We start from the raw sequence: 24,515 nt of genomic DNA on the forward strand, positions 1-24,515 counted from the left end.
CTATCAAATCCTTTCCCTGGTCTGTTTACGGAACCTCAACCACAGCATCACTCCCGCACTGGTCAGTCCGAACGGGAAAGCCATCCAGACTCCCGTCAGCCCCCAACCGAAAACGAAACCGCAAAGGTACCCTACGGGCAAAGATATAATAAAATAGGATATAAATGCAATAATCATCATCGGTTTCACATCCGAGATGCCGCGCAGGGCATTGGCAAAGTTAATCTGCAACCCATCGCCGAACTGGTAAATCAAGAACGGGAAGAAGAGAGCGGCAACCATGCCGGACACTTCCGCATTGTCCGTAAACCATCCCCCTACCTGACCGCGAAGCGCAAAGACGATACCCAGCAACACCACCTCCATACACAGGATGATGTGAAGGCCGGCATACGCCGAGCGGCGCACATTCTGCCCGTCTCCCTGCCCCTTGAAGTTGCTGACACGCACGGCAACCGCAGCGCCCATGCCATAATACATCATGAAGGTGAACTGAGAGATAGTAAGCATTATCTGATGCGATGCTAGGGCAAGTGTCCCCAGCCAGCCCACCATGACGACGCTCAGACTGAAGGAAGCGGTCTCCATACCCATCTGCATACCCACGGGCCAGCCCAGTGCATTGAGCTTCCTGAACATCGGCATCGACCACCCCAGCCGCATGAAGCCGAGCCTGTAACGGATAAACCGGCGGCCGCGAAGCACAATCGCCGCAAAGACCACCACCATCACAATGCGGGAGAACAAAGTGCTGATACCCGCACCAAGCAGTCCCATCTCCGGAAAGCCCAGCTTTCCATTGATAAGTATATAGTTTCCTACGATGTTAAGCGCATTCCCTCCGAGCAGAATCCACATGGCCGTCTTGGTATCGGTGATGCCGTCCGTAAACTGTTTGAAACCGTTGAACAGCATGACAAAGACCAGTGAAGCAAGCAACACCAGATAGTAAGGCTTGATTAGAGGCAACAATTCTCCGGGCTGTCCCAGCCGCTCCACATTGAAATAGAGAACAGCCATGACAAGAGTCAGCAACAAAGCCACCAGCACATTGGCAACCAGGCTACACCGCAACGCCTGCCCTGCCTCGGCAAAGCGGCGGTTACCGTAGAAGCCCCCTACAACCGGTGTCAGCCCGTAGCTGAAGCCCGTACTGAAAATAATGCAAAGAGTAAACAGATTGTTTACGAAAGAAGCGGCACCCAGTTCCTCCGTGCTGTGATGCCCAATCATCAGCGTATCGGCAAAACCAAGCACAATGACTCCCAACTGCCCCACCACAATGGGTAGCCCCAGGAGAAGCAATGCTTTATAGTGCTGCTTATACGTATCAAATAATTTTTTCATACTAAAGGTTTTCTTTTTGGTAATAAAGCACAATCCCGTTTTCATCGCGGAAGGTCTGTTGGGCGACCCTATGAAGCTGTTCTGCCGTCACAGAGCGGTAATTGTCCACTTCACGGTCTATGTCTTCCGCCTGCCCGGTCAGTTCAAACCAGGCAAGATTCGTGGCAACATTCAGATAATTGATGTTGCCGAATATCTGTGTAGACTCAAACTTGTTCTTTACTTTCTCCAATTCCTGCTCTCCAACAAACCCGGATTTCAACTCTTCCAACTCTTTCCGGACAGCAGCCTCGGCTTGTTCCAAAGATACGCCTGCAGATGGTTTTCCACTGATATGCAGCAGGCCGGCATCCCGTGTACCGGAGATATAGGCATCGAGACTGGAAAAGAACTTCTGCTCCTGCACCAGCCTGCGGGTCAAGCGACTGGAACGTCCATTGCTCAGAATATCCGACAGAATATCGAAGGCATAATAATCGGCATCCTCACGGCTACACATGTGATAAGCCATGAACAAAGCATCCAGAGGAACATTCCGTTCCACCGTCTGCCGGCGTTCTGCCGTCTGTACAACTTCTTGCGGTAATTGCCTTACGGGCACATTCCTACGGGGAATGGGAGCAAACCATTTTTCTGTCAGCCTAACCGTTTCTTCCCACGAAATATTTCCGGTAACGGCCAGCACTGCATTATTAGGTGCATAAAAACGAAAAAAGAATTCCTTTACCTCATCCAGCGTGGCATTGGCAATGTGAGAGAGGTCTTTCCCGATAGTAGGCCAGCGATAAGGATGCGTTTGATAAGCCAAAGGACGAAGCAGATGTCCCACATCACCATACGGCTGGTTCAAGCAACGTTGTTTAAATTCCTCCATCACCACCGCACGCTGCACTTCAAGACTTTGCTCACTGAATGCCAGTTCCAGCATGCGGTCGGACTCCAGCCAGAAGCCGATTTCCACATTCGATTTTGGAACCGTCAGGTAGTAATTGGTAATATCATTATTGGTCCATGCATTATTCTCCCCGCCTGCCAATTGCAAAGGAGCGTCATAATCAGGAATATGCACCGAACCTCCGAACATCAGATGCTCGAACAGATGGGCAAAACCCGTATGCTCGGGATGTTCGTCACGGGCACCCACATCATAAACAATATTCAAGGCAACCATCTGCGTGCTGGTGTCCTCATTGTGCACCAACCGCAGACCGTTGTCAAATATCTTTTTGTTTATCTTCATAAAATGGAATGACAGAATCTATCATCAATCTATCACTGTCACTTTTTTAATAACCACATCCTCTTCGGGCCGGTCGTTACGGTCAGTCTTGACCTTCTGTATTTTATCAACAATATCCATACCTTCCAGCACTTCACCGAACACGGTATATGCACCGTCCAAATGCGGAGTACCGCCCACGGTAGTATAAGCCTTCACCTGCTCGGGGGTAAACTTGAACTCCGGTTCCTTGGCAACCTGAGCCTCTGCCTGCGCAATCAAGGAATCTTGCAAATCCATCAGACCGTCCTGGTCATTATTCTTACGCATCTTGTAGATTTCCTTCATATGCTTCTGCGCCAACGCGTTGAAAGCATTGTTCAGGCGCATCTGATTCATCTGCTGTTCCATCCCCAGCAAGGTAGAGTCATTATACACTTTTCCGGTCACAATGTAGAACTGGCAGCCGGATGATGCCTTGTCGGGGTTCACCTCATCACCCTGGCGTGCAGCCGACAAAGCACCTTTTTTGTGAAAATACTTCGGATAAACAAATTCGGCAGGAACGGTATAACCCACGTCGCCTGCCCCCAGCATCTTGCCTTTCGGAGCCTTCTTCGATTCCGGGTCACCTGCTTGTATCATAAAGTCCTTGATGACACGGTGGAACAGCGTACCTTCATACGTGCCGTCTTCCACCAGCTTGATAAAGTTATCACGGTGTTTCGGGGTTTCATTATACAGTTTCACGGTGATGTCACCCGCACTTGTTTCAATCTTCAGCTTCGTTTCTTTTTCCATATCTTCCTCTTTCTTTTGTCCCGGCTTGCAAGCAGCCAGACCGCAAACCAGTATAGTTAATAATACAATAAGATTTCTTTTCATTTTGTTTTTTATTTAATTTAAGTTTGCAAATATACTAAAATCAGACAAAAGCACTTACCTTTGCCTACATAAAAGAGATAAAAGGCTAAAGCAATGACATCCATATTAATTGTAGAAGATGATATTACTTACGGCATGATGCTAAAAACATGGCTCGGCAAAAAAGGTTTCCAAGTAACCTCCGCCAGCAGCATTGCCCGTGCTCAAAAACATATTGAGTCGGAAACCGTAGATTTGATATTGTCTGACCTGCGCCTGCCCGACAAGGATGGCATTGACTTATTGAAATGGCTGGGCGAACACGGCCTGCAAATACCGCTTATCATCATGACAGGATACGCTGACATACAGTCGGCCGTCCAAACCATGAAACTGGGAGCCTGCGATTACATTGCCAAGCCTGTGAACCCGGACGAATTACTGAAAAAAATAGGCGAAGCCTTGAATGCATCATCCTCCGCTTTGAAACAGATGATGCATTCGTCCCGAACAGATGATGCGTTTACCCCAAACAGACCATCCGTTTCACCCAAACAGACGATGCATTCCGACAAGATGAAAAATCAGCCTCTGAAGGGTGCAGAAGGCTCATTGTCCTCCTCCGACTTCCTTGAGGGAGAGAGCGACGCAGCCAAACAACTCTACAATTATGTGAAACTGGTTTCACCTACCAATATGTCTGTACTCATCAATGGTGCCAGCGGAACGGGCAAAGAATACGTAGCTCACCGCATCCACCAGCTCAGCAAGCGTGCCGACCAGCCGTTTGTAGCCATCGATTGCGGTTCTATTCCCAAAGAATTGGCCGCTTCGGAGTTCTTCGGGCACATAAAGGGCGCCTTTACCGGCGCACTGACCGACAAAACGGGCGCTTTCGTCGAAGCCAACGGCGGTACCATCTTCCTGGATGAGATAGGTAATCTGAGCTATGAAGTGCAAATACAGTTGCTGCGTGCTTTGCAAGAGCGCAAGATACGTCCGGTAGGTTCAAACAAAGAGATAAGCGTGGACATACGTCTGGTATCCGCCACCAACGAAAATCTGGAGCAAGCCATCGAAAAAGGGGCGTTCCGTGAAGATTTATATCACCGTATCAATGAATTCACCCTACGCATGCCGCAACTCAAAGACCGCCGTGAAGACATCCTGCTCTTTGCCAATTTCTTTCTGGACCAGGCCAACCGCGAAATGGACAAGCAACTGACCGGCTTTGATGACAAGGCATCCCGCGCCCTATTGGAATATCCCTGGCCCGGCAATCTACGCCAAATGAAGAATATGGTACGCCGTGCAACCTTGCTGGCACAAGGCAAATTCATTACTATCAACGAACTGAATGAACTGAAAGAACCCGCACCGGCCATCATCGGTATCCCTCTCCGCAATGAGGAGGCAGAGAAGCATCAAATCATCGAAGCCTTGCGGCAGACGGGAAACAACAAGAGCCGCGCTGCACAACTGTTGGGCATTGACCGCAAAACGCTGTACAACAAGTTGAAGCTTTATAACATATCCGACTAAAAGGTGTGGAATTATTCCACACTCCCCTCCACACATTCCACACTTTTCCACACTATGCCACACTTTGCATAGAAACATATATCACTAACTATCAGAACATTATCCAACACACACTCTTTCTGGCACACCATTTGACCTATATTAGACGTAAGCAACAAGCGCTACAACAAGCAAGCACTTAGACTTAACAATAAGATATACCAACCTAAAAGCAAATGAATTATGAAAAAATTAGTATTAGTAGCAGCCCTGTTTATGTTTGTTTGTGGCGGAACGTTCTTGGCTCAAGCTAAGGCTCCGGTAGAACAGCCGAGTAAGACAACAACCTTGTCTAACGACACTGTGGTAACGGATACTTTGCAGAAAGCCGAGAACGTCCAAGACACAGCAAAAGTGGCCCAATAACAGTAAGCACACTACAACAAAAAAGCCGTTTCCTCCTTGTCTATTCTGGGAAACGGCTTTTTTTAATTATCAATTGTTAATTAAAACATCACCAATGTCTTTCTGGATAAAGGTCATTCCACCATGCCGGACTATCCTGCAGCCAACGGGCAAACCAAGCCATGATTGAATTGTGCCACAATTCACGTTTTGCATAATCAAGTACAAAATGGTTTTCACCATCTACGGTAATAAATTCCACCGGCTTACCCAATATCTTCAGCGCATTATACAATTGGATACTTTCACCGATAGGCACGTTTGTATCTACCGTGCCATGCAGCAACAACAGAGGGGTATTAATCTTGTCCGCATTGAACAATGCTCCATGCTTCGTAAACAAATCGGGATTATTCCAAGGATAGCTATCGGCTGCCGCAACAGAGTTATAGGAATATCCCCAATAACCCTCGCCCCAATAGCTCGTTACATTGCTGATGCCAGCATGCGAGGCAGCGGCAGCAAACATATCCGTCTTAGTCTGCAGATACATCGTCATGAATCCTCCATAAGAGGCACCCAGGCATCCGATACGTTTATCGTTGACAAACGGATGGGCTGCACAGAATTTCTTCGTACCTTCAATGATCTCATCGGCCGTACGCTCACCCCATGCATTGACATGGCGTGCAGAGAACTCCTGGCCGTACCCGATGGCACCACTGGGCTGGATAACATAAACCACATAGTCACGTGACGCAAACAACTGTGCACAGTACGGGGAAGTTATACCGCGAGTCGTAGGAGTCGTTCCTCCATAATAGTACACGATAAGCGGATACTTCTTGCTCGGGTCGAAAGACGGCGGAAGGCAAATCATTCCCTTTATCTCCGTACCGTCCGAAGCTGTAAAGTTCCACTCTTCCATCTGTCCCAGCTCAATCTTGTCGAGGACGGGCTTCATGGGGTTGGCAAGCAGGGTAGAAACTTTTTTCTTCGTGTCGTACGTATAGGCTACGCCCGTACTGGTGTTTCCTCCACCCACATAGGCAGCCACAACCGGATTGTCATTGGCCAGCGTGAAGGAAGTAATCACATCTTCTTCAAGCGGAAGCATTTCAAAGCCGCCCGTCTTCGGAACATAACGGTATATATGCCTGCAATCCCCATCAGTCGTATCGAAATAGATACATCCGTCCACACGGTTCCACTGCACGGGAGACACTGTAGGATTGAAATCGCGCGTGATAGCCTGCACTTTCTTTGTAGCCAAATCCATAATGAATGCTTGGGTATCAAAGTCATTGGCTATGGGATGTTCACCGCAATTCTTGCCAATGCCTCCGAAAGCAGACGGACTGCCCGTCACCAGAAGCTGCTTCCCATCCGGAGAGTAAGAAGCACTTCCCAGATAAGCATCCCAGGCGACCAGCGTATCTGCCTGCAAGGTGGTCAAATCAATCTCGAAAAGAGAAGAGAGGGAGAAAGGGCATCGAGTGATGTCCGGCTTGGAAGTGCTGCACAACAGTTTCTTGCCATCCGGGGAAATATCATTCAGATAGACGTTGTGACTACCGTAGGTCAGGCGCTCGGAAAGTCCCGTCGCCACATCGTATTTCATGAGATAATAGCGGTCACGAGAATTGGGGATACGGTCGTCCGGATGCAAGAGACGTTTCAACGGGCCACTCACCTTTTCGCCCTCGTCCGTGAGCATATAGATAAGATAGTCTTCTGTAGGAGACCAGCTGAAATATCCTTCGGGAACATTCTTCAGCAGCACTTCCTCACGCATCGTGGCGGGATCGAACACAACCAGGTCATTCTGCTCCTCGCCCATAACCGTATAATAGAGCTTGTTGCTGTTGGGCATCCAGTTCATCTTTTCATTGGCATTGGGCAATATCACCCGGCCGGTCTTTACCTCGGTCAGCTCACAACGGGTCCTGGAACGCTTCACGTCGTAATTGTCCGAATAGCGGGTCAGCAGATACTTGCCGTTGGGCGAAAGAGAAACCCTGCTCGCTCGGGAGCCGAAATTGGTGTTGAACAAAGAGAAACGTCTCTTCATGTCCGGTGCCATCCGGCAGGCTACATCGGCAAAATCCTTTTCCTTTTCAAATTCGCACTTCAGCATCGGCTGCATCTTGTCGTCCGCACTTGAAAGCAACTTGATGACTATTTCATAATCCGCTTCGGGGTCCATACGCAGACTGACAGCCGTAGGACGGACCTGCGACAAGCTGTCCTCCGCTGTCTCCTTGACTTGCTTGGATTCACCGTTTACAAACACCTCAAAACGGGCAGGAGAATATACATTCAGCTTGCCCTTCATGAAACGCTCCGCACGCAGATTGGTAGCAAACAGATAGAACAGATTGTCCTTGTCCGCCTTTGCCACAGTTACATATCCAGCCGTATCAGCAACCATACGTTCATACCGACCTCCGTCGAAGTCGAGACTGACCTTCGTCTTCAGAAGATTGCCGGTAGTAAACTTGTCTCCCTTGAAGTTGATACTATCGCCCTGGAGGGGAGTGCGCACCGTAACGGCCGGACGCACGTTATACTCAGCAACTCTTTCCTGAGCTTGGGCAGCCAATCCCGCAAGGAGCAGCAAACCCGACAAAACTGTGATTTTCTTCATTACTGTAAGATTAAATCGTTTCAAAACCATTCCATAAATTTCCGGGAGGAACGGGCGCCTCCACTTCTATCAGTTCTTTGGACACCGGATGCACAAAACGGATATACCGCGCATGCAGACAGATGCTGCCGTCAGGATTGGAGCGGGGCGAACCATACTTCAAATCTCCCTTGATGGGACAGCCCATCTTTGCCAACTGACAACGTATCTGGTGATGGCGTCCGGTTTTCAAATCTATTTCCAACAGATAATAGTTCTGCGACCGCCCGATGAGCCGGTAATGCAAAATCGCTTTCTTGCTGCCCGGCACCTCCTTGTCGTATGCATAACTCTTGTTCTGTTTCTCATTTCGCACCAGATAGTTCACCAATTCCCCCTCTTCCTCGCGGGGTAAGTTCTTCACTACTGCCCAGTAAGTCTTCTTCACCTCGCTATTCTTGAACATCTCGTTCAGACGCGACAGTGCCTTACTGGTCTTGGCAAAAACAACAAGACCGCTCACGGGGCGGTCCAGCCGGTGGGCGACACCGATAAAGACATTTCCAGGCTTGCTGTACTTCTCTTTCAGGTACTGCTTTACAGTTTCCGAAAGCGGTGTATCACCCGTTTTGTCTCCCTGAACTATCTCGGAAGCGGTCTTGTTGACTATAATGATATGATTGTCTTCGTATACGACAGTCATCGGTTGTTAATGTTTAATGATTAGTGATTAATGACTAACACCCAACTTCTCATTAATCATTAAATTACATATTCATCCCACCATCTACCTGAATAACCTGACCGGATACATAAGAAGACATATCAGAAGCCAGGAAAGTAGCGATATTTGCCACGTCTTCGGGTGTGCCGCCACGGCGCAAAGGAATCTTCTTGCACCATTCAGCCTTCACCTCTTCAGACAAGGCGTCGGTCATGGCTGTCATGATGAACCCCGGAGCAATGGCATTGGCACGGATGCCGCGAGAGCCCAGCTCCTGAGCGATAGACTTGGCCAAAGCAATCATACCTGCTTTGGAAGCAGAATAGTTGGCCTGGCCGGCATTGCCGTGAACACCTACCACAGATGCCATATTGATAATGCTACCCGCCTTCTGGCGCATCATGATGGGTGTGCAGGCATGGATAAAGTTAAATGCCGATTTCAGGTTGACATTGATAACCATATCCCATTGCTGTTCGCTCATACGCATCATCAGACCGTCACGTGTGATACCGGCATTGTTTACCAGAATATCAATACGTCCAAAGTCCTTATGGATTTCTGCCACTACATTGGCAGTGTCTTCAAAGTTTGCTGCATTGGAGGCATAAGCTTTTGCCTTTACTCCCAAAGCTTCCAATTCTTTTGCCGTAGCCTCGGCATTTTCATCAATCACCAAGTCAGTGAATGCGATGTTTGCTCCTTCTTGAGCGAACTTCAAAGCGATAGCCTTGCCGATGCCGCGTGCAGCACCTGTCACAATGGCTGTTTTTCCATCTAATAATCCCATATTATTTAAAAATTATTTATAAAATGTATCTTACTTCTTTCCCAATGCACCAAGTACCAGACGGGTCACGTAGGCATCGCGTACCGCGTCGTCCAGATTGGCCCCTATATGACCGCGAATATAAGGTGTTTCAATACCTTTGACACTGTAATGCACAATCTCGGCAGTCATATCCAAGTCATCTATCTGGAAAACACCCTTCTCCATACCTTCACGCAGAACCTCCTTGAAAAGCTGGGTCTCTGTAGCATCGAAACGTTTGCGCACTTTCTCCACTCTCCAAATATCCCGAAAGAAATTGGCACGAAGAGTACCATTCCGAAAGACAACCTCTTTTACCGCATCCAGATGAGTGTAAATCATTTCCATCAGTTTCTCGTCCGGCTGAATATCTTTCTCTACCACGTGCTTCATCATATCCGAAAGAATATCCAGCTCCGACTCGACAACAGCCAAGTAGATATCTTCCTTGCTCTTAAAATAGGTATAGAGCGTTCTCCTACCTTTCTTTGAAGCGAGGGCAATATCATTCATCGTGGTATTTTCAACACCCATCTTTGCAAACAGCTGACGGGCAACGTCCACTAATTTAGCTTTTGTCTTCGATACGGTCATAGATTAATTGCACATTGCTTTATTATTTGAGCAAAAAAGCTTATTTATTTTCGTTCTGAATATCAAACACTTACAAATTATAACGTTTCAATTCATACTTATTTATTTTAAGTTGAGCACGACAAAGATAACAATTCTTTTTCATCTAACAGCATTTTCCTACAAATTCTTCCCTTGACCTACAAGAGTAAAAATCAGTGCCACAAGTAGTTCTTACTCACTTATAAGAAGCTACCAATGACAAAGAATATCTTAATGAATATACTCCAAGCTATTGAGAAGTTCATTTTTCTTCTTTTTTCTTATATTCGGATGGCAAATATCCAAACTCCTCTTTAAAAAACTTGGCAAATTGTTTGGGCGAAAGCCCTACTTGATAAGATATTTGTGAAATATTCATTTGACTTCCTTCCAAAAGTTTTCTACCTCTTTTCAAGCGCAGTATCCGCATGAATTCCAAAGGAGATTTTCCTGTAATTTGCATTAACTTTTTATATAACCCACTACGACTCATTCCTATTTGAGCACTAAGTTCCTCTACTGAGAATTCTGAATTATCCATATTCTCCTCGACTATACGAATGGCTTTCTCTATCAGTTGTTCATCTAAAGAACTAATGGTTATTTCCGATGGAGAGATGTCCCTCGTTTTAAATTTATCATGGTTCTTCAAAGTCCACATCAACAACTTTCTTATACGTAATAAAAGTATTTCCAAGTTAAACGGCTTTGTAATGTATTCATCAGCTCCCTCCTTCAAACCACTAAGAATATGTTCTTCAGCCGTACGGGCCGTAAGTAAAATAATTGGAATATGAGAATAGCGGATATCAGTCTTTATTTTGCGGCATAATTCCATTCCGTCCATTACTGGCATCATTATATCACTGATTACCACATGGATTGATTGTTGCGCAAGTACTGTGAGAGCTTTCTTTCCATCAGACGCTTCATATACCTGATAATATTCTTGCAAACAACCGACAAGAAAACTACGAAAGTCATCATTGTCCTCTACTATCAGTAAAGAGTTCTTTTCTCTGTCCACTGAAGACATATCAGCATGAAACTGTTCTTCCACATCAAATGCTGATGTATCTTCTGTACAATTCAGTTTTAATGTCTTGGCAATCGGTAGGATAACTGTAAAAATAGTCCCTTGGGGATGATTATCCTCTACTTTTATCTCACCACCGTGGAGAGTAACATATTCTTTCACAATATGCAGACCGATACCACTCCCAATATAAGTAGTAGAAATGTGCTGTTCCTGAAAGAAACGGTCGAAAATCTTATCCTTATTCTCATTTTTGATACCGATACCGGTGTCACTTATTTGAATATGTATCTGTTCCCCATCACCGGCCAATATCTTGTCAATAGCAACTATCACACTACCATTATCATGATTGTACTTGATGGCATTTGACAGAAGGTTGGATATGATTCGCTGCACTTTGTTACGGTCAAAATCCATTTCTATTTTTGAAGTGTTGATACAAACTTTCAACTCAATATTATGCTTTTGCGATAACGCCTTGAAAGACTTGCATGTTTCGGCAATAAACTCAGTTATGTCTCCGTAAGACAAGGATAATTGTACCTTTTGCTGATCAAGTTTACGAAAATCCAACAACTGATTTACCTCATCAAGCAGAGTAGAAGCATTTCGATACATCAAGTCCAAATCGTCCTTGATTGGACCGGCTTTTTCCGAATGTATCAACTTCTCCAAGGGAGTTATGATAAGTGACAATGGAGTCCTTAAATCATGGCTTATATTTGTAAAGAAACGTATCTTTGCTTCATCCATTTCATGCTGCTGGGCTACTTCAAGTTCCCATTTTTGTTGTACCAGAATCCGTTGATGCCTAGAACGTAGGCGCCTAAGCAAAACTACACCTCCTGACAAGAACAGTACCATATAAATAACATAGGCTACCGGAGACAGCCAAAAGGGTGGACGTACCAGAATTGTCATATAAGATATTGGATTCCTACTACCGTGCAGTTCATTAACTTTCACTTGCAGATTGTATATCCCTGGAGACAGTTTGTTGAAATGGATTCTATTTCCTTCAAAGCTGACCCATTCCTCTTTAGCATCCATCCGATATGCAAATTGAAGCTTATGCTGTGTTCCATAATCCATTGCAGAAATTTCCAATGCAAAATTACTATCAGAATAATCCATTGTAATTTCATCAAGCAACTGAATATTCTTTTGTAACAAGATTCGCCCGTCATGCATTTTTTTCTCTACGTCTACACGCTGATTGGCTAAATATAATCCGGTAAAAATAACTTTATGTTGGTTGGGATGATACAAAGCCTGATTAGGGTCTATCTTTAAATATTTTCCCGTACCTCCCATTAAAACTTCGCCTTTCCGGTTACAATAAATTGAGTAGTTGTTAAATGTAATATCCCCAATACCATCTTCATTAAAATAGGAATAACACCGATATTGCAGCTCTTGGGCAGTAGGGTCATCAACCACAATAATGTGAGTAATGCCACAATCTGTAGCTATCCACATATTTTTATTATGGTCTTCTACAATACCACGTATATAAGGATGAGATACACCATCATTTGTAGAAAGACGAGTAAGCGTTCTACTTTTTTCATCATAAATTCGAATTCCATGTCTGGTTCCAATCCACAACAATCCCCGTTGATCACGGTATAAGCAACTAATATGCATTTTTATCAATGACACTTCATTATCATTCCCTTTCACTGGAGCAAGTTGCTGTGTTTGAGTATTCAACTCATATAATCCCGTACTAGTACCAATATATAACATCGCATGGTCACTTGAATAGACCAAGTCTGTAATAGTATTGGTGTATAAACATGAATTCTCTTTTGTATAAGACGTTATTTTCCCTCCGTTATCTATACAATACAGACCGTGCATAAACGTTCCAACCCATAAATTCCCATATTTGTCATCAGCAATATGCCGGACATACTCTATTGGTTCCAAAGTCTGTTTAAAAGGGAAAAAGATTCCATTCTGTTCATAAAATATGCCACCCCCATAACTACCGAACCACATCTTGCCTTTGGAATCAAGATATGAACCTATAATAAGATTAGAGGGAATATTACTATTATGAGTATTAAACAACTTATAGTTTATTTGTTTGCTGTCATAGCAAGCCAATCCCTTTCCATCAAATCCAAGCCACAGTTTCCCATTCCTATCTTCTTGAAAACAACTGATATCTTCCTGCTCAGGAGTTTTACATATTTCAAAGGCGGTATTATTCAAATCAGTAAACGCAACCCCCTGCTTCGTCGTTCCAACCCACAGAATATCCTGATTATCTTTATAGAAACTATTAATGTGATTGCTCGACAAGGAAAAAGGAGTTCCTGAATCTCTATGAATGTGCATGAGATTATCGGCCTGTTCATTCAAGATGTATATGCCTTTACTATTGGTACCTATCCAGATATTACCATTCCCATCATCTATGATAGCTTTTACAATATCCGATTGTATAGTCTCTTTGCCAGGAAACTCAAACATCTTTCTATTTTGAATATCATAACACTGTAGATTGGAGGTATATATTGTATAAATCCATAATCTAAGCCGGGTATCCATATATATACGATGTTCTCCAGAGCGAGGAAGTTCTAATTGAACAATTTTCCGAACAGTTTTTGTTTCCCAGTCCACTTGTGCGATTTCTCCATTAGAAAATAACAAGCAAGAATACGATTGTCTGGAAACTATATGCGATAGTTCTTTATCTGGAAAAGATAATTCCTGAAGTTTTTTATCCTGAAAATCATAATAATATAGCTTATTCCCAGTCATGCACCATAAATTCTGCTCATAGTCAACATGTATCATTTCTATTTTATCATTTATTCCCAGTGGTCTCAACCGCTTTTCTATGTTACTTTCCAATTTATCCAACTCTCTATTGTAGTAGAAATATTGATCGGGAGTACGTACCCAAATAGTACCTGATGCGTCCTCCGATATATTATTAAAACAATTACTATAAGTATCAGAATCAGTAACCCAATATTGCTTGCATTGATAGCCATCATAACGATTTAAGCCATTAAGTGTCGCAAACCACATAAACCCGTATTGGTCACGTAACATAGCTATAACATAGTTATCTGAAATTCCAGACTTTACATCAAATGTTTGAAAAGTTAGCCGGGCATTAATCTGTGTGATATAGACTATCATACAAAATATGACTGTCAGTAAATGCTTCATATGGTAATAAGATGAATATGTTTGTATGCAAAGATAGGAAATTGCTTTAAATACATACAGTACAACTACTTCCCATTTGGGTAAAAACGCTTCCCGTTTGGGTAAAAATACGAACCGGACAGACTGAGAAACAAATTAGGAGTACTTCAGGTTATTGTTTCCTTACTTTTGTCCACAGAACGGCGGATTTGTAATTCGTGCTGTTTTTCTTAGATTCAAACATGTGGCGGGTATAAAGGTTGGTAACAATACCCGCCAGTGTTTTGAGCTACGAAAAATAAAATGGAGTGTCAACCTTTAAATTGATTTTAGTTATGGAGAATGGATAGGATATGGAGCAAAAAGAGATTTTACTCTCTTTAAAACAACAACGTTTTACTTTTAATAACTTTATAAATCTAATAAATTATCTGAGAAATATGAAGAATGTATTCATGGCAGGAGTTTTTATAACTCTTTTATTCTGCGGAAGCCCTTCTTTGTCGTGGGCAACTTCCTCCCATACTGTAGAAACAGTACAACAAAAACAAAAAATAGCAGGAGTAGTGGTTGACCAGAATGGAGAACCCATAATTGGAGCCAATATATTACAGAAAGGCACCAGTAATGGTACAATTACCGATATCAACGGTCAGTTTATACTGAATTGTCCAATAGGAACTCCACTGACGATATCTTACATCGGATTCTTGCAACAAACAGTAAAGGCAACTGTAAATATGAAAATTGTTTTGCATGAAGATAGCAAAACGCTGGATGAAGTAGTTGTCGTTGGTTATGGCTATGTAAAAAAAAGCGATCTTACCGGGGCTGTGGCACAAGTAAAAAGTGGAGATTTACTAAAAAGTTCCCCAGTAAGTCTAGAAAAGGGGCTACAAGGGCGCCTGACCGGTGTGAACGTGGTTTCAAACGATGGAGCTCCCGGTGGAGGAATCAGCATCCAGATTCGAGGTACAAATTCATTTCAAGGTTCTACTGAACCTTTGTATGTAATCGACGGAGTACCCATCGCAGACAGCAATGATGACACAATCAATTTTGACTCGAGCTCGCCCACTTACAATAATGCCTTGTCCTCGCTTAATCCTAGCGACATCGCATCTATTGAAATCTTGAAGGATGCCTCGTCAACAGCCATTTACGGTTCTCGCGGTGCCAACGGCGTAGTCCTGATTACCACCAAAAGCGGTACCGGACTAGATGTTAAAGACCAAATTTCATTTTCATATAAAACAACAATTAGCAATCCTGTGAAAAAGATAAAGGTACTTGGAGCACGTGATTATGCAACATACAGGAATCAATCTTACATCAACACCCAAGAAGTTTCCAATTTCCCTTGGGAACAAACCGACCTGCCTTTCCCCGGAGTTGAGAATGCAGAAGGCACTTATTTGCAAGGACCTGACGACTTCAGTAACGATCCGTACTATTGGCAAGATCAGATTTTCCGTACAGGAGTGACACATGACCTCAACTTAAATATTGCAGGACAGACCAAAGGATACGATTATGCTATAAGTGGAGGATATCTGAACCAAGAAGGTATCGTTGAAGGTTCGGACTATACACGCTATACCATAAAGCTAAACTTGAATAGACAAGTGAAAGATTGGCTGAAAGTAGGTACATCCATATCGGGTTCATTTGCAAATTCAAGTATTGTCAAGACTGCTACAAACAACCAAAATAACGGAACGGAAGGCATTATCCGCTCAGCATTGACTTATCCAGCAACACAAACCCAAGACGATTTGGATAATGAATATAGCATGGTAGCAGTGCCTACTCGATACGCTGATGCGTTGAACGAGAATCGAAACATATCTTTTAGGACTTCCAACTATTTAAATATAACGCTAACAAAAGGCTTGATTTTCAGAACTGTTCTTGGATATAACTATACTCATAATGATGCCAATAAATACTGGCCGAGAACTATGGCCGAAGGTAAATATGTGAACGGAAAATCATACGGTGGAGATAATTGGCGGTCATCATTGGTGTTCGACAATTTGTTAATGTTCAACCAAACTTGGGGTAAACATAATGTAAGCGCAACCGCAGGAACCTCCTGGGAAGCGTCCAGCAACTATAACAAAGTAGTTACAGTACAAGGCTTCGGTACGGATGCTACCAATGGTTGGCTGCTTCAAGATGCAAGTGAGATGTTATCAGCCACCTCTGGCAAGGGGGACTCACGTTTATTTTCACTGATCGGACGGCTTGCCTATAATTATGCAGGCAAATATTATCTGACTTTTACCGCACGTGATGACGTCTCCAGTAAATTTGCCAAAGGCAAGCGCGCAGCCTTTTTCCCCTCTGTCGGCTTCTCATATCGGCTGTCAGAAGAGAAATTCATGAAAGGAGTATCTCATATCTTTGATAATATAAAACTTCGCTATAGCTACGGAGCTTCCGGCAACCAGGCCATCAGCTCTTACCAAACTTTTGCCATTATGGCTGCAGCCAATTATCCATTCGGCACATCGGTTGAAAATGGATATGCAACGAATGTATATAATCCAGGAAATAAGGATTTAACATGGGAAACTACTTGGCAGCATGATGCAGGCATTGAATTGGATATATTAAAGCGGATATCATTGGAAGTAGATTATTATTATAAAAAGACCACGGATCTGTTGCAATACAAGCAAGTTCCCCCAAGCACCGGCATCTTACAGATACTTTCCAATAGCGGTTCTGTTATCAATCGCGGACTTGAAGCCAGCTTAAATGTAAGAGCAATTCAAAACAAAGACTTTTCATTGTCATTCGGTGGCAACATATCATTTAACAAGAATGAGATTTGCGATTTTGGCAAAGACCCGATGTTCCCCAACTCTATCTATAACAGCTTGCGCCCGTATGCTATTGCTGATGGTCATTCTATCGGTTCATTTTATGGTTTTGTCACAGACGGTATCTGGAACTCACGCGAGGAAGTCATTAATAGTAAGCAATTCCAAACCCAATATCCAGATTACACAGTGAACGGTTCTGATGCGGCTACAGAAGAAATAATTCGTAGAGACTGGATCGGTGAACTTAAATATAAAGATCTTGATGAAGACGGTTTTATCACAGACCAGGATCAAACATGGATTGGAGATGCAAATCCCAAGTATTTTTATGGATTCAATATGGACCTGACCTGGAAGAATTTCGATTTCAGCATTCTTTTTCAGGGTGTGGAAGGAAATGACGTATTCAATATGAACTCATTACGTTTTTATAACCTGGGACAGACCCAGAACGTTCCATACTACGTATATGAACAATCATGGAGCATAAATCCCAATAGCGGAATTGCCCCTAAGATATTCAATTATTCAGGACGTGACATTCGTTTTTCCAGATTATATCTAGAAGACGGCTCTTATTTAAAATTACGCACTCTATCCATAGGATATACAATTAGAAAACCATTTCAGTTCATAAATAGCGTACGGTTCAACGTGGTTGCCAATAACTTGTTGACCTTCACCAAATACCGCGGATATGACCCTGAGGTTAATTCTTTTGGCTCCACGCCTTCTTTAAGGGGTATTGATTCTGGAGCCTATCCCCAGCAGAGAAGCTTTACTTTGGGACTTAATGTTATTTTTTAATTAATAAAAACGAATCATGAAGAAAATACTATTGATAATGATATGCTCGATGGCAGCATTTGCAACAAGCTGTTCATTGGAAGAAACCCCTTATTCTATCACATCAGAGAAATTAGGTCAGACTGAAGAAGGAGCAGAACAACTAGTAACCGGTATCTATGCGACTTTTTGGGATAACTGGTGTATGGAACAGACGTATATGGCCTGGATGGACTACGACAACGATCATTGTGGGGCTCCAGCTTGGGTACTCAGTTCTGCAGGTAGCGGCGATATCACCGGACACTATGCCTATAATACAAACAATGATTTGTGGAGTGTCTTTTATAGAATGATCAGTCGGGCAAACAAAGCTAAAGAAGCTCTGGAATCTACAGATTCTTATCAGACAGAATCCGCTGTCAGGCAGTTGTATGGTGAAACGCTTTTTCTACGGGCATTCGCTTATTTCCATCTGGTAAGAATGTATGGTGCCGTCCCATTGAGATTATCTTCGGAAGCAGAGACAGATTGTCCCAGAGCTTCCGTAGAAGCAGTCTACAACACAATTGTCAATGACCTGGAAACTTGCTTAGAATACATGTATTATACATCAGAAGGCAATGTCGGCGCTTGGGGGCATGCAGATAAAACTGCTGCAGCACTATTACTGGCACGCGTATATTGCACTATGGGTTCCAGCGCATTAACCTGCAAAGGAAATACAGAAATAATTGTAGATATCAAGGGAGTGGATAAAAAATATACCTGCAATGCAGTTGAAGGAGCTGAAAACATAGATGCCCAGCAGTGTTATCAACGTGCAAAAGAGCTTTGCGACATGGTCATTGCACGAAGAGGTGTTGATTTTGATTTAGTAGAAGGGTATCTAAACCTTTGGGGTGGTAACAATAGGAAAAACAAAGAATTTGTATGGGGAGCAACCAGTGTAAGTGACGTAGACTTTCAAACATCAGGTTTACATAGCTATTACACTCCGGCTCCTTACGGTGGCAGTGGCGCATGGATATATATGGCCCCTAATCTATATACCCAATTTGACAAAGAGGATGACCGTATTGTGCACGGTGTATGGCATTACTTCCTAACAAGCTACACCTCCACAAAATGGGTTTCTTTTCCCTCTCTCTCGGACGAATATAATGCAGAGAGTCTACCGGACAATCTAAAAGCTTTTGTTCCTGATTTTAACGCGGAATATAAATACGGAGTGCCATGTCTGACTAAATGGTATAAAGGTGATATCTCTAATCCAACCTTCTTTAAACAGAAAGAAGCGTCACAATCAGAACAAGATGTAATTTTAATTCGCTATGCAGAAGCATTCCTGCTCAGAGCTGAAGCAGAAGTAGAATTGGGGGATATAACAGCTGCAATGAAAGATATTGATGTCATAAGAAAACGGGCAAAAGCTACAACCTTATATACAAATAAGGTGACCGATAAGATAGAGGCAAGAAGTCTAGTCCTGAAAGAACGTGCTTTGGAATTTTGCCAAGAATTCAATAGGAAATTTGACCTTTTACGGTGGGGACTATATTTAGACGTTATGAACGACACACAATTCATTGTCTGCGGCTCAGCCAACCGCTCTACCATTCGCTCAAAAAAGAACTTACTATATGCAATTCCGACTGCAGAAATTGCTGAGAACAAATTAATAGGAGCTAATAATTACGGTTATTAAGAGAAACAAAACATGAAAAGAATTATATTTCTAATGTTAGGATGGGGACTATGCCTGATAGTCCAAGCACAAACAACAAATTTTAGCAAATTGAACTTTGGTTGTGATGGCAGCAGCACTACCTCTGGCAACCAATGGTCAAAGACCGTAGTCGATTTATTGGGATTTGCATCACACCATAATGTTGCAGTTGGTTCGTCTACCTTTGCATGCCATCCTGATACACAAGATTACAACAGTGACAACTTTGCCGGAATTTCAGATGGATGGAAGCCTACAAAAGATAAGAAAGAATTGCAAATGAGACATAATAATGTATCCAAAGTACATATTCAGAAATTTATCTCAGAAGTAAAGGACGGTGTTTATCCCGCACCCGATGTTTTCGTTTTTGCAATGGGCTCAAATGATACAAAACTTGATGGAGTTGCAGAAGCATTATCAGCAAGAACGCTGGACGATGTTAATGTGACGACCATGGCAGGAGGGGCAAGATGGGCAATTCAAACTATACTTGAGAACTTCCCGGAATGCCGTGTATTCGTATGGTTGCCTATACAGACCGGGGACAAGGCAAAAAATGAAATGCATCGGAAACGAAATGAAGTGTTGCGCCAAGTCAGTCAAGCTTTATCCGTTCAGGTTATTGATTGCTACGGCGAAAGCGGTATTAGTCAGTTTTTCGAAAATTCCAACACCCGTGGGCGCTATCTAAAGGATGGAGTACATCCGGATATAGAAGGGCAACGATTGATAGGACGTTACATTGCTAAAGAGATTCGTAACAACTTCTTTTAAAAAGAACAGAATAATAACATTGGAAGATTCTTAGATGAGCTACCAATATTTACAAAAAGCTAAAGAGAATGAAAAAGAATATATCAATCATTTATTTTCTGCTGTTTGTGTATAGCATAGCAAACGCTCAAGATTCTTTGTATTTCAGAGCAAACGCCTATAAAGAACAGCTGGACAATTATTACAGCATGGATGAGAAAGATTTTCCTAAACCAGGAAGCATTCTTTTTATCGGCAGTTCCTCATTGGGCATGTGGAAAAATACCGGCAGTTATTTCCCCAATCATAGGGTTTTAAATCGTGCATATGGCGGTTCATGGATCAGCGACTATTTATACCACTATCAACGCCTGGTAGTAGCCTACAAACCGGCACAGATAGTGTTGTTATGCGGTGCGAATGATCTTTATAATGGCGTATCCATCGAACGTGTTTTCGAAGACATTAAGTGCTTCTGCCGTTTATTGGATATTCATCTTCCTGGCGTTCCGGTTATTCTCCTTTCTTTTCATCCATCCCCTTCTATGCCCGACTGGATTCCAAAGGAAAGAGAGGTGAACAAACTGATACAAGACTACTTCAAAGACAGCCACCAAGTTACCTACGTTGATATAACATCATGTCTATATGACAAGAATGGAGCTTTACCTGAAAAGTTCTATATTAGTGACAGGCTTCATCCCAGCGTACTTGCTTATAAAGAATTTGCCAAAATAATAGAACCTTATCTCATTAATAACAAATAACCCTGATTAATAATCACATACAATATTTTATTTATTAAAATGAAAAGAATACTTTTATGTTTGAGCGTTCTCATATGCACCTTTACCAACGCTCAGGAAACCGTCTACAAGACAATTGAAAATTTAACCTATGCAACATCGCAAGATGCATATGCTCAAGAACGGTGCAAGTTAGACATCTATTATCCTGAAAATCTAAAGGATTGCCCAACTGTAATATGGTTTCATGGAGGAGGATTGACTAGTGGCAATAAGTCCATTCCAACCAAATTAAAGAAAAGTGGCATGATAGTGATAGCTGTAAACTACCGTTTACTTCCCAAAGTAACAATCTCGGAATGTTTAGGCGATGCGGCAGCAGCCATAGCCTGGACTTTTAAAGAAGTAGAAAAATACGGAGGAAACAAAAAGAAAATATTTGTTTCCGGCCATTCGGCAGGCGGCTACCTCACTGCAATGATTGGATTAGACAAAAAATGGTTAAAAGAGTACAGTATAGATGCAGATTCCCTTGCAGGTCTGATTCCCTTTAGCGGCCAAGTCATTAGTCATTTTTCCTATCGTAAAATGAATGGTATTGATAATCTACAACCTACTATCGATGAATTCGCCCCATTATTTCATGTCAGAAAAGATGCCCCCCCCTTGATACTTATAACCGGTGATCGGGAGTTAGAGCTTTTGGGACGTTATGAGGAAAACGCTTACATGTGGCGGATGATGAAACTTGTCGGGCATGAAGACACTTATCTTTATGAAATCGGCGGGCATGGGCATGGTCCTATGGGTGAACCTGCTTTCTATATATTGCACCAACAGATAAAACGGATATTAAATACTCCCGCAAAACAGTGATATAATGCAAATCAACAGAAAGATTTTTACCATAGGTTACACAATTTAACAACATGAAGAATATGAAATGATTTTTCTCTTTTAACAGTGCCAACGTCACTCTTCTTGATATTACTTCTATGATGTATGGAACTAATGGCAAACTTAGAGAAGAACTCTATCTAAAAGACCGATTACATATCACTCTGGAAGCCTATCGCATGATAGCAGATAAGCTTGAGCCATTATTAATAAGAAATAGGAATTAATAAACAGTCAAAAAAAGAAAGGAGAAAACACACTCATTATCAATATTTTAAATATTTCATCAGAGTTATACTAAAAAATATCATGCATTTTATTTGCATATTAAATAAAAAGCCGTACCTTTGCACCCACAAAACGATAACATCGCGGAGTGGAGCAGTTGGTAGCTCGTTGGGCTCATAACCCAAAGGTCATTCGTTCGAGTCGGATCTCCGCAACTACAATGAGGATAAAAGGTTTTATAAACCGTTTTATCCTCATTTTTTTAATTCCCATCAAGGACAGAAAAAAATGTTTGCGCAAATAATGTTTGTGCAAATTGCTTCCACACTTCCACCTCCTCTCCACATCCCTTTATTCATCGGTATTAAAGATGCGGTGGAAGCAACTCAAAAGTGTGGAAGCAAAATTTGCTTCCACACCGTTTCACAAACAGAAATACTGACACCACAAGAAGATAACATGGAGTAACACAAGTTATTAATTTCTTGCATCACATCTTATTTATATCGTACCTGACGAAATCAATATCCTGCAAACACGGTATTAATTCCATCTCCTCCCCCTTCAAATGCAATCAGAACAAATGCGTACAGCCACACAAAGCCAAGACTTCAATACTGTTTTCCTCTGTGCTTTATTCAGAGAATGAAGGTATTTATTACGTCGGACATAAGGAATCAACAGTATGCAACGGCCATGATGCAATCGCCTAACGGCCATCAACAACCCGCTTAACAGCCGTCAGCAGATCGCCGCACGACCATTAGGCGCTGATAAGGCAATGAGTAAAAGGGAACACTCCCCTATACACAAGTAAACAAAGCCCTATATACAACGGATTGAAAGCAGCGGTTTCCCTTAGAATATCCTGATGAAAAGCAACCCCAGCCCGATGGCAACGCCAGTCGAAACAAGTCCGGGAAGCATGAACGAGTGGTTCAGCACATACTTGCCGATACGGGTAGTTCCGGTACGGTCGAAATTAATGGCTGCTACTACGGTGGGATAGTTGGGAATAAAGAAGTAACCGTTTACGGCCGGGAACAGAGCAACCAGTATCATAGGCGAAATGCCCAAAGCGATGCCCAAAGGCATCAGTGCGCGCACAGTGGCGGCCTGGCTATAAAGCAGAATCGACATGGCAAACAAGGCTATCCCGAACAGCCACGGCATTTGCCTCACCACTCCCTCGATGGACTGGGTCAACTGAAGCATGTTTCCCTGAAGAAAAGTATCTCCCATCCAGGCAATGCCGAATATGGCAATCACCGCCTGCATGCCTGCCGGGAAGACGGAGCCTTGCGTTGCCTTCATGCCGTCGGTGCGAGTCAGCAGCAAGATGAGGGCGGCGGCAGAGAGCATCACGATTTCGATAATGGCGGACATGCCGAGTCTCACCGTCTCGCCGTCTATCACGAAGGCAGGACGCAAACTGTCGAACGAACCAAAGAACACAATAAAAGCAGTGGCAAGGATAAAGATAAGCACGGACAAGACGGCATGCCGTTTATTGTGTATATCCTTTATCTCCACCTTCTTGACATCAAGATAGCCTTCGGTCAACCTCTTTCTGTACTCCGGGTCGTCTGCCAGCTCCTTGCCCACCTTCATGGAGAACAAGGCGCCCACAAGTACCCCGATAATGGTAGCAGGAATCGTTATTTTCAGAATATCAAACAAGGTGACATCAAATCCCGCCAGCAACCCAAGCAGTGCGACGGTGGCAGCCGAAATGGGACTTGCCGTAATAGCCTGCTGCGAAGCAATCACCGCAATGCCCAGTGGCCTCTCGGGACGAATCTTGGTCTCCGTGGCAACCTCGGCAATCACGGGAAGCACCGAATATGCCACATGTCCCGTGCCGGCAACAAAAGTAAACAAGTAGGTCACAATAGGACTCAAGATGGTGACCTGCGAAGGATTCTTCCGCAACAACCGTTCCGCCAGCTTTACCATATAATCCAGTCCGCCAGCCGCCTGCATGCAGGATGCGGCAGAAATGACGGCGGCTATCATCAACATAACGTCAATGGGAGGTGATGTAGGCTGCAATCCGAAACCAAACGTCAGAATTGCCAGACCTATCCCTCCCATTACACCTAGTCCAATGCCGCCCAAGCGGGCGCCTATAATGATAGCTACCAATACGAATGCCAATTGCAAGGCCATATACTCTACACTTTTTGATTCATGTGCAAAG

Annotated in this window: 16 protein-coding genes and 1 tRNA gene; 8 read left to right on the forward strand and 9 right to left on the reverse strand. The window is 43.3% G+C overall.

The window, feature by feature from the left end; all coding sequences use genetic code 11:
• Positions 1–3 precede the first annotated feature (3 nt).
• Genes DW096_RS13600 through DW096_RS13610 form a run of 3 tightly spaced genes read right to left on the reverse strand, consistent with a single transcriptional unit; the run spans position 4 to position 3,451 of the window.
• The gene (locus DW096_RS13600; RefSeq protein ID WP_008665947.1) at positions 4–1,347 is read right to left on the reverse strand and encodes an MATE family efflux transporter; all 1,344 of its coding nucleotides are present in this window, start codon (positions 1,345–1,347) and stop codon (positions 4–6) included.
• Position 1,348: 1 nt separating this feature from the next.
• Entirely contained in the window at positions 1,349–2,587 is a 1,239-nt protein-coding gene (locus DW096_RS13605; protein WP_005834912.1) for a pitrilysin family protein, read from the reverse strand.
• A 24-nt stretch (positions 2,588–2,611) separates the two neighbouring features.
• The gene (locus tag DW096_RS13610; RefSeq protein ID WP_117866638.1) at positions 2,612–3,451 is read right to left on the reverse strand and encodes a peptidylprolyl isomerase; all 840 of its coding nucleotides are present in this window, start codon (positions 3,449–3,451) and stop codon (positions 2,612–2,614) included.
• A 93-nt stretch (positions 3,452–3,544) separates the two neighbouring features.
• Between DW096_RS13610 and DW096_RS13615 the strand changes: the two genes are divergently transcribed.
• Both DW096_RS13615 and DW096_RS13620 read left to right on the forward strand, forming a co-directional pair.
• On the forward strand, positions 3,545–4,972 hold the full coding sequence (locus DW096_RS13615; RefSeq protein ID WP_005834908.1) for a sigma-54 dependent transcriptional regulator: 1,428 nt from the start codon (positions 3,545–3,547) through the stop codon (positions 4,970–4,972).
• A 222-nt stretch (positions 4,973–5,194) separates the two neighbouring features.
• Positions 5,195–5,377 carry a hypothetical protein gene (locus DW096_RS13620; protein WP_005828596.1) on the forward strand — a complete coding sequence of 61 codons (183 nt, stop codon included), beginning with the start codon at positions 5,195–5,197 and terminating at the stop codon, positions 5,375–5,377.
• Between the two features lie 88 nt (positions 5,378–5,465).
• Here DW096_RS13620 and DW096_RS13625 read toward each other — a convergent pair whose 3' ends face one another.
• From DW096_RS13625 to DW096_RS13645, 5 genes are all read right to left on the reverse strand, one after another.
• Complete coding sequence (locus tag DW096_RS13625; protein WP_118931142.1) at positions 5,466–8,003, reverse strand: prolyl oligopeptidase family serine peptidase; 2,538 nt, start codon at positions 8,001–8,003, stop codon at positions 5,466–5,468.
• 10 nt (positions 8,004–8,013) lie between these two features.
• Positions 8,014–8,685: an RluA family pseudouridine synthase gene (locus tag DW096_RS13630; RefSeq protein ID WP_005828600.1), complete on the reverse strand. Its 672-nt coding sequence runs from the start codon at positions 8,683–8,685 to the stop codon at positions 8,014–8,016.
• 64 nt (positions 8,686–8,749) lie between these two features.
• Positions 8,750–9,496 carry a 3-oxoacyl-[acyl-carrier-protein] reductase gene (fabG, locus tag DW096_RS13635; protein WP_005828602.1) on the reverse strand — a complete coding sequence of 249 codons (747 nt, stop codon included), beginning with the start codon at positions 9,494–9,496 and terminating at the stop codon, positions 8,750–8,752.
• 30 nt (positions 9,497–9,526) lie between these two features.
• A complete protein-coding gene (locus DW096_RS13640) occupies positions 9,527–10,111 on the reverse strand; it encodes a TetR/AcrR family transcriptional regulator (RefSeq protein WP_044469214.1) in 585 nt (194 codons plus the stop codon).
• A gap of 283 nt (positions 10,112–10,394) precedes the next feature.
• Complete coding sequence (locus DW096_RS13645; RefSeq protein ID WP_227212853.1) at positions 10,395–14,333, reverse strand: two-component regulator propeller domain-containing protein; 3,939 nt, start codon at positions 14,331–14,333, stop codon at positions 10,395–10,397.
• Between the two features lie 362 nt (positions 14,334–14,695).
• On the opposite strand from DW096_RS13645, the gene DW096_RS13650 reads away from it, so the two are divergent.
• From DW096_RS13650 to DW096_RS13675, 6 genes are all read left to right on the forward strand, one after another.
• Positions 14,696–17,980 (forward strand): TonB-dependent receptor, encoded by a 3,285-nt coding sequence (locus DW096_RS13650; protein ID WP_227212851.1) that lies wholly within the window; start codon positions 14,696–14,698, stop codon positions 17,978–17,980.
• Positions 17,981–17,996: 16 nt separating this feature from the next.
• Positions 17,997–19,667 (forward strand): RagB/SusD family nutrient uptake outer membrane protein, encoded by a 1,671-nt coding sequence (locus DW096_RS13655; RefSeq protein WP_016274244.1) that lies wholly within the window; start codon positions 17,997–17,999, stop codon positions 19,665–19,667.
• A 12-nt stretch (positions 19,668–19,679) separates the two neighbouring features.
• Positions 19,680–20,465, forward strand: a complete 786-nt coding sequence (locus DW096_RS13660) for an SGNH/GDSL hydrolase family protein (protein ID WP_005834898.1) — start codon at positions 19,680–19,682, stop codon at positions 20,463–20,465.
• A gap of 68 nt (positions 20,466–20,533) precedes the next feature.
• Entirely contained in the window at positions 20,534–21,211 is a 678-nt protein-coding gene (locus DW096_RS13665; protein ID WP_005834897.1) for a GDSL-type esterase/lipase family protein, read from the forward strand.
• Between the two features lie 39 nt (positions 21,212–21,250).
• Positions 21,251–22,066, forward strand: coding sequence for an alpha/beta hydrolase (locus DW096_RS13670; protein WP_025835675.1), 816 nt, complete (start codon positions 21,251–21,253; stop codon positions 22,064–22,066).
• 391 nt (positions 22,067–22,457) lie between these two features.
• A tRNA-Met gene (locus tag DW096_RS13675) sits at positions 22,458–22,530 on the forward strand.
• A 643-nt stretch (positions 22,531–23,173) separates the two neighbouring features.
• On the opposite strand, the gene DW096_RS13685 is transcribed toward DW096_RS13675, so the two are convergent.
• On the reverse strand, positions 23,174–24,484 hold the full coding sequence (locus DW096_RS13685) for an anaerobic C4-dicarboxylate transporter family protein (RefSeq protein WP_005834895.1): 1,311 nt from the start codon (positions 24,482–24,484) through the stop codon (positions 23,174–23,176).
• Between the last annotated feature and the right edge of the window lie 31 nt (positions 24,485–24,515).

This window comes from Bacteroides sp. AM07-18 (assembly GCF_003602695.1).
Lineage (GTDB): Bacteria > Bacteroidota > Bacteroidia > Bacteroidales > Bacteroidaceae > Bacteroides > Bacteroides uniformis.

Coding starts and splice junctions, on each gene's coding strand:
- DW096_RS13600 (WP_008665947.1), bottom strand. CDS start 1,347: ATGAAAAAATTATTTGATACGTATAAGCAGCACTATAAAGCATTGCTT.
- DW096_RS13605 (WP_005834912.1), bottom strand. CDS start 2,587: ATGAAGATAAACAAAAAGATATTTGACAACGGTCTGCGGTTGGTGCAC.
- DW096_RS13610 (WP_117866638.1), bottom strand. CDS start 3,451: ATGAAAAGAAATCTTATTGTATTATTAACTATACTGGTTTGCGGTCTG.
- DW096_RS13615 (WP_005834908.1), top strand. CDS start 3,545: ATGACATCCATATTAATTGTAGAAGATGATATTACTTACGGCATGATG.
- DW096_RS13620 (WP_005828596.1), top strand. CDS start 5,195: ATGAAAAAATTAGTATTAGTAGCAGCCCTGTTTATGTTTGTTTGTGGC.
- DW096_RS13625 (WP_118931142.1), bottom strand. CDS start 8,003: ATGAAGAAAATCACAGTTTTGTCGGGTTTGCTGCTCCTTGCGGGATTG.
- DW096_RS13630 (WP_005828600.1), bottom strand. CDS start 8,685: ATGACTGTCGTATACGAAGACAATCATATCATTATAGTCAACAAGACC.
- fabG (WP_005828602.1), bottom strand. CDS start 9,496: ATGGGATTATTAGATGGAAAAACAGCCATTGTGACAGGTGCTGCACGC.
- DW096_RS13640 (WP_044469214.1), bottom strand. CDS start 10,111: ATGACCGTATCGAAGACAAAAGCTAAATTAGTGGACGTTGCCCGTCAG.
- DW096_RS13645 (WP_227212853.1), bottom strand. CDS start 14,333: ATGATAGTCTATATCACACAGATTAATGCCCGGCTAACTTTTCAAACA.
- DW096_RS13650 (WP_227212851.1), top strand. CDS start 14,696: ATGGAGCAAAAAGAGATTTTACTCTCTTTAAAACAACAACGTTTTACT.
- DW096_RS13655 (WP_016274244.1), top strand. CDS start 17,997: ATGAAGAAAATACTATTGATAATGATATGCTCGATGGCAGCATTTGCA.
- DW096_RS13660 (WP_005834898.1), top strand. CDS start 19,680: ATGAAAAGAATTATATTTCTAATGTTAGGATGGGGACTATGCCTGATA.
- DW096_RS13665 (WP_005834897.1), top strand. CDS start 20,534: ATGAAAAAGAATATATCAATCATTTATTTTCTGCTGTTTGTGTATAGC.
- DW096_RS13670 (WP_025835675.1), top strand. CDS start 21,251: ATGAAAAGAATACTTTTATGTTTGAGCGTTCTCATATGCACCTTTACC.
- DW096_RS13685 (WP_005834895.1), bottom strand. CDS start 24,484: ATGGCCTTGCAATTGGCATTCGTATTGGTAGCTATCATTATAGGCGCC.